Here is a 14085-nt window from a genome sequence, read left to right as displayed (position 1 = left end):
GAATGATGATATGTGTAACCCTATTGCCCTTTCCATGGGTGACAACGGGCCTTTTACCAACAGGCATGCAACAGTAGAGGAAAAAGAACCTTTGCCTCCCGAAACAAACTGCAATACTCAAAAAACCTGGTGTAGCGAAGGGGGGCTTCAGAATAGTGTATGGTTTACTTTTACTCCTTCCTCAACCGATTCGTTTACTTTTATTAGCCGGGGAATGGATACCCAACTTGCTATTTATGAGGTGGATTCCTGCCAGGGGTTAAAACTTGGCAATTACAAGATGCTGGCAGCCAATGATGATTATTACAGTGCGGCTCCCTATGCCGCTGCTCTTATTAAAGTGCCTTTAACAAAGGGAAAGACTTATTATCTCCAAATGGATGGTAGCGGAGGTGGGGTAGAAGGTGATTTTTATATCACTGCAGGGCTTCCTCCCCTGGCTGTAACAACTTTGAGTGCAGAGAAAAAAAAGGTGGAAATATATCCCAATCCTACTCATGGTAGTTTTAACATTATGCTGAATGTTGATCAATCAACGGATGTTTTTGTGAAAGTTTTAAATGCCGGAGGACAGGTGGTTTATTCGTCTTTATTTAAAAATGAAAGCAGAAATATAATTCCTTTGTTTCTTAATCAACCCCGTGGGCTTTATATTGTACAGGTTAATACCAACCAGCAGATATATAATTTCAAGTTGATAATTAATTAAGGAGGGAATAACAAAAAATAAAGGCCGGTAAAATTCCGGCCTTTATTTTTTGTTATTCTTTTAATTACTTAGTTTTAGGAGCAGCTTTTTTTGTTGCAGGAGTTGCTTTGGCACCCTTTACAGCTTTTGTACCTTTAACAGCTTTTGTACCTTTAACGGCTTTTGTTCCTTTTGCAGCTTTTGTACCTTTTTTAGCTTTAGCAACTTTTGTGGTGTCTGCTTTTGCCTTTTTAGCACCAGGTTTATGAACTTGTGCATCCAAAACTGTAACACTTAATGCAAATAACATAGCTGAAGCTAAAACCATTACTTTTTTCATAATCAATAAATTTTAGAATTAGTATTTACGTTTAATTAATATAAGTAAATGTACTGTAATAATTAATTTCATGGTTATTTGATTTTGTTAAAGAGTGTTAAGTCTCCGTTAAAGAGTGTTAAAAAAATCTTGCGTTATTTTGAAAACTAAGCCTTATGCTTTTTAGAATAAATTTTTGCTAATGTATTTCAATACACTATATTTGCCAGTAACAAAGGAGTAAACTAAACCGGATTAATGATTTTTCAGGAAAATAATTTTAAAAAGTAAAAATATGAAAAAATTATCGCTCTATTTGAATATTGCATTATTTCTCGCTGTTGCAATATTGTATTATCTTCATTTTTCTGCCATCGGGAAATTGAAAACAAATGATGTTGAGACAAATACAGCCAATGTGTCCTCAAAAACTGAAAGCGGTAAAATTGTATTTGTTAATATGGATACTTTGCTCAATAATTATGGATATTATCGCCAGTTGAGGTCGCACTTTGATTTTAAACAGAAGAAATCACAAACTGAACTGATGCTGAAACAAAGAAGTCTTGAAAAGGCTGTGGCTGATTATCAGGAAAAGATGCAGAAAGGCCTTATTTCAAATATCAAAGCAAAGGAAATAAACCAACAATTGTCGGCCCAGCAGCAATCCCTGGTACAGCTTCATGATAAACTTTCAACTGAATTGGCTCAGGAAGAGCAGGATTTAAACCGGAAACTTACGGACAATATTCAGGAATATCTCAAGAAATTCAATAAAGACGGAAAATATAAGTTCATTTTTAGTTATTCATACGGGAATAATTTGCTTTTTGCCGATCAAAAAATGGATATCACTAAGGATGTGCTTAAAGGATTGAATAAAAATTTCAAAGGCAAATAGCTGGCTGATGTCGTTTGGTGACAATTATTTAAACAGGCAGGAATATTTTAAATCTGATATAACAGGGAATCCGCAAGAAGACTTAAATCTGATTGTGGTCATTCCCTGTTTTTATGAACCTCGGCTTATCAGAACCCTGGAATCATTGTGGAATGCTACCCGGCCTGCTTGTGCACTTGAAGTGATAGTGGTTGTCAATTCGCCCCAAAATGCTTCTTTGGAAATTATTTCACAAAATGAAACCACCTTGAGGGAGGCTGCAATATTTATCCAACAGCATAATTCCCCTTCTTTTTTATTTCATATACTCTATAAGCCCAATCTTCCGGCACGGCAGGCAGGTGTGGGAATGGCACGGAAAATAGGCATGGATGAGGCAATTAACCGTTTTAATATGATTAACAACGAGAATGGAATTGTCGTTTCGCTTGATGCCGATTCAACCTGTGAAGTCAATTACTTCAATGAAATAGAAAATTTTTACAGAAAATATCCCAAGGCCAATGGTTGCAACATTTATTTTGAACACCCTCTTGAAGGTTTGATCCATCCTGTAGAGGTATATGCCAATATTGTCCAGTATGAACTGCACCTAAGGTATCTTCGGCAGGCTTTCCGTTTTATCGGTTCGCCTTATGCATTCCATACTGTCGGTTCCTGTTTCACGGTTAAAGCACTGGCTTATGTGAAGCAGGGCGGTATGAATACCCGGCAGGCCGGTGAGGATTTTTATTTCCTTCAGAAAATAATGGCACTAGGTAAGTTCTATGAGTTGAATAGTACGACAGTATATCCTTCGCCAAGGGTATCCGACAGGGTACCTTTTGGCACCGGCGCTGCGATAAAAAAACTTGTGGAAACCAGCGATAATACTTTGCTTACTTATAATTTTCTGGCTTTTAAAGATTTGAAAAATTTTCTGGACCGGCATAGGGAGTTCTTCAGGGTGGATGAAGCAAAATACAGGGGAATTCTTGGACAATTACCTCCTCCTGTTCGACAATTCTTGTCTGATCAGCATTTTGAACAGGCAGTTGTTGAGATTAACAGCAATTGTGCCTCTTTGCCTTCGTTTAAAAAGAAATTTTTCCAATGGTTTAATGCTTTCAGAACAATTAAATATCTGAATACTGTTCATCAGGCTGATTATGCTAAGGTTCCTGTCCTGACAGCCTCCAATGCACTGTTGTCAGCGGTATATCCGTCCAGACAGTCAGAAACAGTTAAGGATGCCCTTCTGTTATATAGGAATTGGGATAGGAATGTTAATTTTCTTCCCTGATTTAGCGGTTAATCGTAGTTATAATTGTTAGATTCATTGTTGAATAAAGGATTTGCTGTTGTTCTGTTGGTAAACTGTTGATTTAATAAGGAATTACAGGCGCTGTCATTTTATATGGGTTGATTTTTCCGGCTTCTTCAACTTCAATCTGATTAGGATTTATAATGAAATTGGCTAAAAAAATTAAATTTATCAATAAAAAATATTATTTTTGCGCTATTTTAGATGAAATAGTAAAAAAATAGAAATATGGCAAAGGTTAAAGGAGCAATAGTAGTTGACACTGAAAAATGCAAAGGTTGCGAACTATGCGTATTTACTTGTCCCAATGAAGTAATTGAATTAAATGATGCCATAAACAGCAAGGGTTATCATTATGCTTTTATGGCAAAACCTGAAGAATGCACAGGGTGCAGCAATTGTGCTATAGTTTGCCCGGACGGGGTGATCAGTGTGTACAGAAAAAAAATCGATTAAGTTTGAAATCAAAATTTTGAATATGAAAGAGCTTAGATTGATGAAGGGCAATGAAGCTTTGGCCGAAGCAGCTATACGCGCCGGAGTGGATGCCTTTTATGGCTATCCCATTACTCCTCAATCGGAAATAATGGAATATCTCATGGCCCAGAAGACGCAAGAGCGCACGGGCATGGTGACATTGCAGGCCGAAAGCGAAGTGTCTTCTATCAACATGGTATATGGGGCTGCAGGTACCGGGAAAAAAGTGATGACTTCCTCATCTTCTCCCGGGATAAGCCTGATGCAGGAGGGTATTTCGTATATTGCAGGTGCTGAATTGCCTTGTTTAATTGTTGATGTGGTAAGAGGAGGTCCCGGACTAGGGACTATTCAGCCTTCACAAGCAGATTATTTCCAGGCAACAAAAGGTGGTGGCCATGGCGATTATCATTTGATTGTTCTGGCTCCTTCTTCTGTTCAGGAAATGTATGATTTCGTAAAGCTGTCTTTTGATCTGGCTTTTAAATACAGGAATCCTGCAATGATCCTTTCCGACGGGCTGATTGGCCAGGTAATGGAAAAAGTTGAAATCTCCGAACAGATCCCCCGTACTACTTCTTTTGATCCTTCATGGACCATCACCGGGAAGACTCCGGATCGCGAACGGAATATCATTACTTCCCTGGAACTTGATTCTGCAGTTATGGAAAAACGTAACGAAAAGTTGCAGGCCAAATACCAGAAGATGCAGGAGACCGAAGTCCGCTATGAAGAAGTTCAATGCGAGGATGCTGACTATATTTTTGTGGCTTACGGTTCGAGTGCACGTATCTGCCTGAAAGCTGTTCAAATCGCCAGACAGAAAGGCATTAAAGTCGGACTATTACGTCCCATCACTCTTTTCCCTTTCCCAACGAAACCTATTGCTGAGCTTTCAAAGAGGGTAAAAGGCTTCCTGGCTGTGGAACTTAGTGCCGGGCAGATGATCGAGGATGTTAAACTTGCGGTAAATGGCCGGACCAAAGCCGAACATTTCGGCCGTATGGGCGGTGTCGTTCATACTCCCGGTGAAGTTTTAGAGGCATTGGAACAAAAAATAATCGGAGGAAAGTAAGATGGATGTTCAGGATATAATTAAAGAAGAAAATTTGGTTTATACCAAAACCAAATTGATGACCGACAATGTCCTTTCATATTGTCCCGGCTGCGGGCATGGAACTGCCAACCGCCTGGTTATGGAAGTTGTTGACGAAATGGGCATTCAGGCTGATACCATCGGCGTTTCGCCTGTTGGCTGTGCTGTATTTGCCTATGATTTTATGAATATCGATATGACCGAGGCTGCACATGGCCGTGCTCCTGCTGTGGCTACCGGAATCAAAAGGGTTTGGCCTGATAAATATGTGTTTACCTATCAGGGTGATGGTGATCTGGCTGCCATTGGTACTGCCGAGACTATGCATGCCTGCAACAGAGGCGAAAACATTACCATTATTTTCATCAACAATGGAATTTATGGGATGACTGGAGGTCAGATGGCTCCAACAACACTGGAAGGTGCAAAAACAACCACCTGTCCTTATGGCCGTGATGTTAAAACAATGGGTTACCCTATAAAAATCACCGAACTAATTTCCCAGCTGCCCGGTACTTATTTTGTTACCCGTCAGGCAGTGGATACTCCCGCTAATGTCCGCAGGGCCAAAAAAGCTATTCGTATGGCTTTTGAAAATCAGAAGCTGGACAAAGGACTTTCTTTTATTGAAATCGTTTCGAGTTGCAACTCGGGTTGGAAATTGTCACCCGTAAAGGCAAATCAGTGGATGGCTGAAAATACGTTCAAATACTATCCTTTGGGAGATATCAAGGTAAATGGTGAATTAGTTTCAAAATAAATTAATTATGACAGAAGAAATTATTATAGCAGGCTTTGGAGGACAGGGTGTTCTTTCCATGGGAAAAATCCTGGCTTATTCCGGCATTATGCAGGATAAAGAAGTAAGCTGGATACCTTCTTATGGCCCCGAAATGCGCGGGGGAACTGCAAATTGTACGGTAATTGTCAGCGACGACCGTATCAGCTCTCCTATTGTCAATGATTATGATACAGCCATTATTCTTAATCAGCAATCACTGGATAAGTTTGAATCAAAAGTAAAACCTGGTGGTGTGCTTATTTACGAGACTAACGGAATTACCCACAAGCCTGAAAGAAAGGATATTTCAGTATATGCCATAGATGCAGTTGCTGAAGCCCAAAAAATCGGGAATACAAAGATTTTTAATATGGTGGTGTTGGGGGCTTTTCTTAAAATTAAACCTATCGTTGAAGTAGCCAACGTCGTAAAAGGTTTAAAGAAATCCCTTCCTGAACGGCATCATGATATGATCCCCATAAACGAACAGGCTATTTTAGGCGGAATGGAAATGGTGAATAAGGAAAATTAATTTTCCTTATTCTTTTTACTCCGGTTTTATTTTCTTGACAATCTTGGAATGGAGGCCGGGAAAGAATCTTTTAATGTAGACCATCAATAATTCTTTGCCTCCAACCAATACTTCCCTTTTATTTTTCCGGAATGCCTTTAAGATCTGCAGGGCAGCTTTTTCCGGGGTGATGCCTGTATCCTGGCCGGGATCCATTACCCCGTGAGGTTTCCCGTTTTTATCGAGAGCATGAAATGAAATATTTGTCCTGACTCTTCCCGGACAAATAATGGTTACGGTGATGTTTTTTGCGGCTAGTTCTGCGTGCAGTGTTTCATAGAAACCGTAAATGGCAAATTTGGCAGCTGCATAAGCTGAACGCAGCGGGAACCCGAAGCGGCCCGAAATGCTGCTGGTAACTGCAATGTAGCCTTCTCCCTGTTTGAGCATGTAGGGAAGCACACTTTTGGTCAGGGCTATTCCTCCAAAATAATCTATTTCCATGATCTTCCGGTCAATCTCAAGAGGGGTTTCCATGGCCAGGGCCCGTTGACTAATTCCTCCGTTATTGACCAACATATCGATACGCCCGAATTTTTCAATAACTTTAGTTGTCAGCTCACTTGCATTGTTCATGTTACTCAGATCCAAGGGCAGAATCATACAGAAGGGACAATTTAAATGTTCACAGTTTTCTTTTACGTTCAGGAGTTTCTCCTCATGGGTTGCCGAAAGAATAAGTTTTGCGCCTTTCCTTGCAAGCAAATAAGCCAGTGCTTCACCTATTCCTGATGAAGCTCCGGTTATCCAGATTACTTTATTTTGAAAATCTTTCATGCTGTATGACCTGTCAATGTGTCCAAAATAGTAATTATTTCTTTTCTCAAATCAATTAATTTCCGTATGCTTCTGTTTCCTTTTGAAGACAATATCATAACTTTCAAACGGGCCAGTAATTTTTTATACTGGCAAAAATAGTAGAAGGAAAACAACCCGCTTAAGGGCAAAGAAAGTGTAAAAAACAGGATGATTAAAATATTTCCACAAATACTACTGAGCAGGCCGATTAAAAACAGATAATAGAGTGGAAAGGTGATAAGAGAAGACCCATATTGAACGGAACTGATAAATTGCATGTCTTTTATCCTTTTTGCAATGGAGACAGGGATATGAAAAGGCAAATAGTTGCAAATGATTCCATAAATAAAGATAGGATAACTCAGAATCAAAAGGGTAAATGATAAGGTTATATTGAAGTGACTGAGATTGACATTTTCTTTCATAACCCAGTCCCGTAAATTGAGAATTTCCAAACATCTGGAGTAGGTACCGAGTTTGCCATTTAATTCGTCAAGCTCTGGTTTATGTTCCAAACAACAAATATTCAGTGCTTTTTCTATTTCTTTTGATGCTTTAAAAAGATCAGCGGGATTTTTAGGGTTCAGTTTCATCTTTTGCGCCATCTTTTCCCGGTAAATAATGATGGAGTGAAGAATGGCAGAATAATATTCTTTACTTTCAATATTGATCATCAGGTCTTTCAGCTCTCTGCCCAATTCTTTTTTTAAATCATGCAAAGCCTCTTTTCCATCTTTCTGGTATTCCTGCCAGTATGTGGAAATTTCTATGGGTTTCCCATAGTTTATGAACAGGGTACTTCTGAATTTCTGATAGTTGCTGTAATCAAGGCCAACAGGAATGATTTTCACTCCTGGTTGATCTCCATATTTCTGCTGGGCCTGGAAAGCAATGTGTAACAACCCTTTTTTCAATGGCCTTAATTGTTTTTTATCCCCGTGATTCCCTTCAGGCATAATTCCCATGGCCTGATTGTTGTTCAATATTTCCGAAGAAAGCCTGAAGATTTTTTCATTCCGGTTCATGTTTTCAATGCCGTCGCGCATACGGTAAACAGGGAGAATTTTCAGGAAGTGCAAGAATTTTGCAGTGGTTTTCTTTTTGAACATATCAGCCCTTGCCAGAAAAACAGGTTGTTTATTTACCGTGCTTATTACGGCTAGTGCATCCATCAAGGCATTTTGATGATTGGGTGCAAATATGACCGGTTCGTTGGCTGGAATATTTTCTTTTCCCTGAACAAATACTTTTTTATAATAAATCCTGTGAACAAGTGTAATATAACATTTTAATGCGGCATAACCCAGTGACCATCTCTTCATTTTCATCATTTTTCTTAAAATAGCAGTCCCAAAAATAAGATTTTTTTCAGATACATTGATTTTAACTCCATAACTTTTGGTTCCAAATTTTTGTTAGCAACATCGACCTTTTTTAATAAGTAACCCTTGGTTTAATTCAACTTTACTTATCTTTATCAGATTTAAACTCATTTTATCATGTTGGAAGATTTCAAGAAAATAAAACCCAAAAACATTAGCGATAATGTTTTTAAACTCATTGGATATGAGTGGATGTTGATCACCGCGGGGAATAAGGGAAAATGTAATCCCATGACTGCAAGTTGGGGTTCAATGGGCGTTTTGTGGAACTTGCCTGTGGCAATATCCTTTATCCGCCCACAACGTTATACGAATCAGATTATGAAATCTTCTGAATTCTATACAATTTCTTTCTTTGAGGAAGAACATCGCCCAATTTTAAATTTCTGCGGTTCTAAATCGGGCAGCAATACTGATAAGATAAAAGAAACCGGACTGCTTCCTTTTGAGACAGAAAGCGGGGCAATAGCCTTCGAACAGTCCAAAATGTTTTTTGAATGCAGGAAATTATATGCCGACCGCCTGAAACCAGAAAGTTTTTTAATTCCTGAACTGATTGAAAAAAATTATTCGAAAGATGATTTCCATTGTATCTACATTGGAGAAATATTAAATTGTTATGTAAAAATCAAAAAATGATTTTCATTTATTTTTTAAGGGAAATAGTTTTTTGAGTTAGTAAAAAATAATTAGGTTTACATCAGTTTTATAACATAACTACTTAAATCAAATCATTAATTATTCACTTTTCAAATCACAATATTATGAATCCAATTCTTGGAATACTTTTAATTGCAATTGGAAGCATTTGTGCTTCAAGCTTTTATGTCCCCATCAAGAAGATTAAAGACTGGTCATGGGAATCGTACTGGATTGTTCAGGGTATTTTTTCCTGGATTGTTATTCCCTGGGTTTTTGCTTATTTTACTGTTCCTGATCTAATGAAAATTATTGGAGAATCACCTGCTTCTGCCAAATTGTGGGCTATATTTTTTGGTGTTTTATGGGGTGTTGGAGGCCTGACTTTCGGATTGGGCATGCGTTATCTTGGAGTTGCCCTGGGGCAGTCCATAGCTCTGGGATTCTGTGCGGCTTTTGGAACCCTTATTCCACCTATTGTTGCCGGCAATAATTTATTCGCTACAACTGGTGGCGTTTTGATGGTCATGGGTGTTTCCGTGTGCGTTGCCGGAATTGCCATCATTGGTTATGCCGGAAGTTTGAAATCTAAAGACATGACGGAAGAAGAAAAAAAGGCTGCAGTTAAGGAATTCGCCTTGAAAAAAGGATTGATTATTGCTGTATTGGCCGGAATTATGAGCGCTTGTTTCAATTATGGACTGGAAGCCGGAAAACCCATGGAGGCTGTTGCTCTTAAGTTCAATACCAATCCGCTTTTCACCTTGAATCCTATTTTGATTTTTGTGACCCTGGGCGGCTTCATTACTAATTTTTCCTATTGCTTCTTCTTAAATATTAAAAACGGTACCGGAAAAGATTATTTTTCTGTTCCCGGCAATGTGCTTTTTAACAATATTCTTTTCTCTGCTCTTGGCGGTACTCTTTGGTACCTGCAATTCTTCTTTATGGGCATGGGCAAAAGTATGTTGCCCCCCAGCATGCTGGCTTTCAGCTGGTGTATCCTGATGGCACTGAATATTGCCTGCAGCAATGTGTGGGGTATCATTCTCAATGAATGGAAGGGCGTTAGCAAAAAAACAATTTTTGTCCTGGTTGTAGGAATTGTTGTTCTGATCCTTTCTACTTTCATCGTAAACCTGGGACAAGTTTAACCGGGTTTCGATATAATCGTTTTGATGTTTCTTTGGTTTAAGGTACGGAATATTAATTAAATTTTATGTATGATGAAAAAATATGCATTTAAAATGAAATTGCGTCCTGGCTGTAAAGAAGAATACAAACGCCGCCATAACGCAATTTGGCCTGAAATGAAGGACTTACTTATAAAGAGCGGTGTCCGCGATTATACGATTTTTTTAGATGAAGAAACCAATACCCTTTTTGCTGTACAATACCAGGAAGGTGAAAGTTCTTCGCAGGACTTGGGAGATCTTCCTATTGTTCAGAAATGGTGGAAATATATGGCTGATATTATGGAAACCAATCCTGACTTTTCTCCGGTTTCTATTCCTTTGGAAACCATGTTCCACATGGATTAGAGTTGTTTCATCAATTAATTATATCCCGGCCGGTTTTGCAACTGACCGGGATTTTTAATATCAATGTATGCCAGAATCTTGCCGGCATTCTTGAATTTGGTTTATATTTGTGTCTGCTCTTGCATACATTTAAAGCCAATCCGGCCAAAACTGATAACCTAAAGAAAACTCAAATGATTAAAAAGTTAGCCTCATCCTTTTTCTTCGTTTTTTCACTGCTCATCGCATACGCACAGAATCATTATATTGACGCCCGGGTAAAACCTGCAGGGATTATGTCAGGACACCTGAAGATGGGTAATCCTGGGCCTTCCGGTAAGGAAATCCTGGCAAACAGCAAGTACATCACAATTGGTGGAAAGGCAGTTGTTCCGGTCATGGGCGAGATGCATTTCTCCCGTTATCCTAAAGAACAGTGGGAAGATGCGATACTTAAAATGAAAGCCAATGGAATCAATATCGTCGCCTGTTATCTTTTTTGGATCTATCATGAGGAGGTAGAGGGACAATTTGACTGGTCTGGAAACAAGGATTTTCGAGGCTTTGTAAAGCTTTGCCAGAAACACGGGCTCTTTGTTTATCCCCGTATCGGACCCTGGTGCCACGGTGAAGTACGTAACGGCGGTACTCCCGACTGGATCCTGGATAAAAAGTATCTGACCGACAGGTCAGACGATCCTGCATATCAACATTACGTTAAACGTTGGTACGGGGAAATAGCTGGTCAGATGAAGGGCCTGCTGTATAAAGATGGCGGCCCGGTTATCGGGATCCAGCTTGAAAACGAATACCACGGAGGTGCGAAGGGAGAAGGTCATATTATGTGGTTAAAGCAAACGGCCAGAAGATGGGGAATGGATGTTCCTTTATATACTATTACCGGATGGGATAATGCTTCGATTCCCAAGGGCGATGAGGTGATTCCCTTGTGGGGCGGATATCCGGACGAACCTTGGGCTGCAAACCTTGAAAAGATGAAGGATAATCCGAATTTTACTTTTCAGGCGCCCATGAACGATGAAAATATTGGAAATGACCTTTCTCAAAAGGATAAAAAATATTCTGCTGATTATTCCCATTTCCCTTACCTTACCTGTGAAATCGGGATTGGAAACCAGATTGCAGAACATCGCCGGCCTGTTTTGAGCCCGCTTGACGGTCTGTCTATTGCCCTTACTAAAATTGGATCTGGAAGCAATATGCCGGGATATTATGTTTTTACGGGAGGACAGAATTCCCTTGGCCTCTATACGACCTTAGAAGAAAATAGGGATGAAACGGGTTATCCTAACGAATATCCTGATATCTCTTATGATTTTCAGGCAGCAATCAGAGAAACGGGTGAGCTGGCTCCTTCCTATTACCAGCTTAAAAAATTACATTATTTCCTGAATGAATTTGGTTCAAGACTGGCTCCTATGGCTCCTGTTATTCCTCAGATTAAAAACGTGGATAGTTTGCAATATGCCGTCAGGGTGAAAGATGGTTCGGGATTTTTATTCGGCTTGAACTATTACAGGGGAAGAATCAAGCCTGAACAAAAAAATGTCAGTTTTTCCCTCAAACTTGATAAGGAGGACCTGAATTTTCCTGTAAAACCCGTTAATATCCCCGATAGTTGTTCTTTTATATGGCCTTTTAATTTTGATATGGACGGTGTTCTTTTAAAATATGCCACCGCCCAGCCTTTGTGCAAAATCGAAGATGGGAATGTGACCAACTGGTTTTTTGTGCAATCCAGGGGAATTAGTCCTGAATTTTCTTTTGATGCCTCAGCAATCATCAATCTGGAAGCAGGCAGGGCTAAAGTTACCTTTAGTAATGGAAGATACCTGGTAACCAACCTTAAACCCGGCATGAATGAATATATCCGGATTGATCGAAAAGACGGGAAACAACAACATATCTGGGTTTTATCACCAGATGAGGCCAGTCATGCCTGGTTATTTAATGAAAATGGCAAAAAACAATTTTTTATTTCAGATGCCAATCTTTACATGAATGGGAATCAGCTTCATGTTTATGGAAATTCCCCCAGAATGAATATCTATTCTTTGGAAAATAAATTGAAACTTGATCAAGAAGGAAAAACAATTGCCATGCGGCAGGCGGGTGCTTTCACCAGATACACGGTGGATGTTCCTCCGGTAAGCTTTAAGCCAGAGCTGAAGAAATATAACATGTTTGATGATGCTCAATGGCTGAAAGCTTCAGTATCAGAGGTGAATTCCAGGAACTTACTGAACAATACGCTGTTCATTAAAGAATTTAATTTAGGGAATCCTTCGTCAATTAAGTCGGCTACTTTGTACCTGATGAATCAGATACCGTGTAAAATTGAGCTTAACGGGACATGGGTCAATGCAATGGCCAATGCAAATCAGATAAATGCAATTGATATAACCGGCTATGCCCATAAAGGTGAAAACCAGCTGATTCTTGTCTTTCCGTTTTCTGATACCCGGGCTGCATTTGCTGCCAGGCTGGAGGTTGAGTATTTCAATACCGATCAGGTGGTTTTCAATACTGACCAGTCCTGGCTTACCACCGGGCAGTATACCCTTCCTTCCCCCATATCAACGGTCAAAGGGTTGAAAGCTCCGGAGGTGGTTGATGCCGTAAAGGTGGATTATGATTCTTTCAGAACTGTTCATTCGGACTGGACGCTGGCTATTCCGGATAGTATGCCGGAACAGTTAAACGGTTTGTTCGTACATGCCGATTATACGGGTGATAAAGGCCGTTGCCGTTTGGGGCATCGCCTGATTTCTGATAATTTTAATAATGGAACATCCTGGCTTATCGATCTCAAACGCCTGGGAACAAAAGCCGAAGGCCAACAATTAAGATTTGAACTTTTCCCTTTGCAACCCGGTTATAAGATTTATTTTGAAAAAACACCGGCAAAAGAAGAAACAGGTCGGACAAATATCAAAGACATTCAGTTTATACCGGAGTATCAGGTTAATCTGTCTGTAAATTAATACAGGGGCGGCGGATTTTATTCCGCCCTGTATTTATTAATACCTCCATCTTTTGTTTTCCGGTTTCATGGCCTGAAATTTTTTTCAAAATATTCATTAATTAAAAAACTGATTCCCTGACGGGTTTCCTTCATCAGAACTTTTATTCTTTTTTTTACACGTATAAAGGCTAAATTTGGAGACTTTATTTGCGGTTTTAAGAATCGCTGTATACCACGAAAACACTTTAACTTTTATAGGAAAATGAATAAATTGGTATCTTTAAAAGTTACCGCAATAATATTTCTCGGCATATTTTCACTCACTGCCTATTCAAAAGAAAAGAAAGTCGAATTTTTTAATTCCGATTTTGAAGCCCATAGTCTGACGCCTTGGATTACTATAGGAAATTCTGCTTGTCTAACTACTTCAACAGTTCATTCCGGCAGGCAGGCTTTGGAAATTGGCAGTGGCACTATTGTACAAACGGAGGTTCAACTTAATCCCCGGTCAACCTATAAACTTACTGCATGGTTAAGGATTGAGAGTGGTTCGGGTGAAGTGCGGATCAATATTCGTGGCCTGGGTGAACATGATACTGGCGTTTCCAGTGCATTAGCCAATTG

At 39.4% G+C, this 14085-nt stretch carries 15 protein-coding genes; 12 read left to right on the top strand and 3 right to left on the bottom strand.

Annotated features, from left to right (window positions below; genetic code table 11):
• A partial coding sequence (locus Q8907_05355; GenBank protein ID MDP4273691.1) for a T9SS type A sorting domain-containing protein occupies positions 1-709 on the top strand: 709 nt, incomplete at its 5' end.
• Positions 710-773: 64 nt separating this feature from the next.
• On the opposite strand, the gene Q8907_05350 is transcribed toward Q8907_05355, so the two are convergent.
• The gene (locus Q8907_05350; GenBank protein ID MDP4273690.1) at positions 774-1028 is read right to left on the bottom strand and encodes a hypothetical protein; all 255 of its coding nucleotides are present in this window, start codon (positions 1026-1028) and stop codon (positions 774-776) included.
• 274 nt (positions 1029-1302) lie between these two features.
• On the opposite strand from Q8907_05350, the gene Q8907_05345 reads away from it, so the two are divergent.
• The 6 genes from Q8907_05345 (at position 1303) to Q8907_05320 (ending at position 6097) form a co-directional block, all read left to right on the top strand.
• On the top strand, positions 1303-1908 hold the full coding sequence (locus Q8907_05345; GenBank protein MDP4273689.1) for an OmpH family outer membrane protein: 606 nt from the start codon (positions 1303-1305) through the stop codon (positions 1906-1908).
• Positions 1909-1915: 7 nt separating this feature from the next.
• Complete coding sequence (locus Q8907_05340) at positions 1916-3190, top strand: glycosyltransferase family 2 protein (protein MDP4273688.1); 1275 nt, start codon at positions 1916-1918, stop codon at positions 3188-3190.
• A 249-nt stretch (positions 3191-3439) separates the two neighbouring features.
• Positions 3440-3667 carry a 4Fe-4S binding protein gene (locus Q8907_05335; GenBank protein ID MDP4273687.1) on the top strand — a complete coding sequence of 76 codons (228 nt, stop codon included), beginning with the start codon at positions 3440-3442 and terminating at the stop codon, positions 3665-3667.
• 22 nt (positions 3668-3689) lie between these two features.
• Complete coding sequence (locus Q8907_05330; GenBank protein MDP4273686.1) at positions 3690-4763, top strand: 3-methyl-2-oxobutanoate dehydrogenase subunit VorB; 1074 nt, start codon at positions 3690-3692, stop codon at positions 4761-4763.
• 1 nt (position 4764) lies between these two features.
• Positions 4765-5544, top strand: coding sequence for a thiamine pyrophosphate-dependent enzyme (locus Q8907_05325; GenBank protein ID MDP4273685.1), 780 nt, complete (start codon positions 4765-4767; stop codon positions 5542-5544).
• Positions 5545-5551: 7 nt separating this feature from the next.
• Positions 5552-6097 (top strand): 2-oxoacid:acceptor oxidoreductase family protein, encoded by a 546-nt coding sequence (locus Q8907_05320; protein MDP4273684.1) that lies wholly within the window; start codon positions 5552-5554, stop codon positions 6095-6097.
• Between the two features lie 15 nt (positions 6098-6112).
• Here the strand turns inward: Q8907_05320 and Q8907_05315 are convergent, their stop codons facing one another.
• Positions 6113-6913 (bottom strand): SDR family oxidoreductase, encoded by an 801-nt coding sequence (locus Q8907_05315; GenBank protein MDP4273683.1) that lies wholly within the window; start codon positions 6911-6913, stop codon positions 6113-6115.
• On the bottom strand, positions 6910-8256 hold the full coding sequence (locus Q8907_05310; GenBank protein MDP4273682.1) for a lysophospholipid acyltransferase family protein: 1347 nt from the start codon (positions 8254-8256) through the stop codon (positions 6910-6912). The genes Q8907_05315 and Q8907_05310 overlap by 4 nt, the downstream gene beginning before the upstream one ends.
• Positions 8257-8433: 177 nt before the next feature.
• Here Q8907_05310 and Q8907_05305 point away from each other — a divergent pair, with 177 nt between their 5' ends.
• The 5 genes from Q8907_05305 to Q8907_05285 all read left to right on the top strand — a co-directional run.
• Positions 8434-8955 carry a flavin reductase gene (locus Q8907_05305; protein MDP4273681.1) on the top strand — a complete coding sequence of 174 codons (522 nt, stop codon included), beginning with the start codon at positions 8434-8436 and terminating at the stop codon, positions 8953-8955.
• A 125-nt stretch (positions 8956-9080) separates the two neighbouring features.
• Complete coding sequence (gene rhaT, locus Q8907_05300; GenBank protein MDP4273680.1) at positions 9081-10109, top strand: L-rhamnose/proton symporter RhaT; 1029 nt, start codon at positions 9081-9083, stop codon at positions 10107-10109.
• Positions 10110-10181: 72 nt separating this feature from the next.
• The gene (gene rhaM, locus Q8907_05295; GenBank protein MDP4273679.1) at positions 10182-10496 is read left to right on the top strand and encodes an L-rhamnose mutarotase; all 315 of its coding nucleotides are present in this window, start codon (positions 10182-10184) and stop codon (positions 10494-10496) included.
• Between the two features lie 173 nt (positions 10497-10669).
• Positions 10670-13480, top strand: a complete 2811-nt coding sequence (locus Q8907_05290; GenBank protein ID MDP4273678.1) for a beta-galactosidase — start codon at positions 10670-10672, stop codon at positions 13478-13480.
• Positions 13481-13723: 243 nt separating this feature from the next.
• A partial coding sequence (locus tag Q8907_05285) for a carbohydrate binding domain-containing protein (GenBank protein ID MDP4273677.1) occupies positions 13724-14085 on the top strand: 362 nt, incomplete at its 3' end.

The sequence above is a fragment of the Bacteroidota bacterium genome (assembly GCA_030706565.1).
Taxonomy (GTDB): Bacteria; Bacteroidota; Bacteroidia; order Bacteroidales; family JAUZOH01; genus JAUZOH01.
Note: the sequence above shows the minus strand (reverse complement) of the source record. Positions and strands in the feature narration are given on the sequence as shown.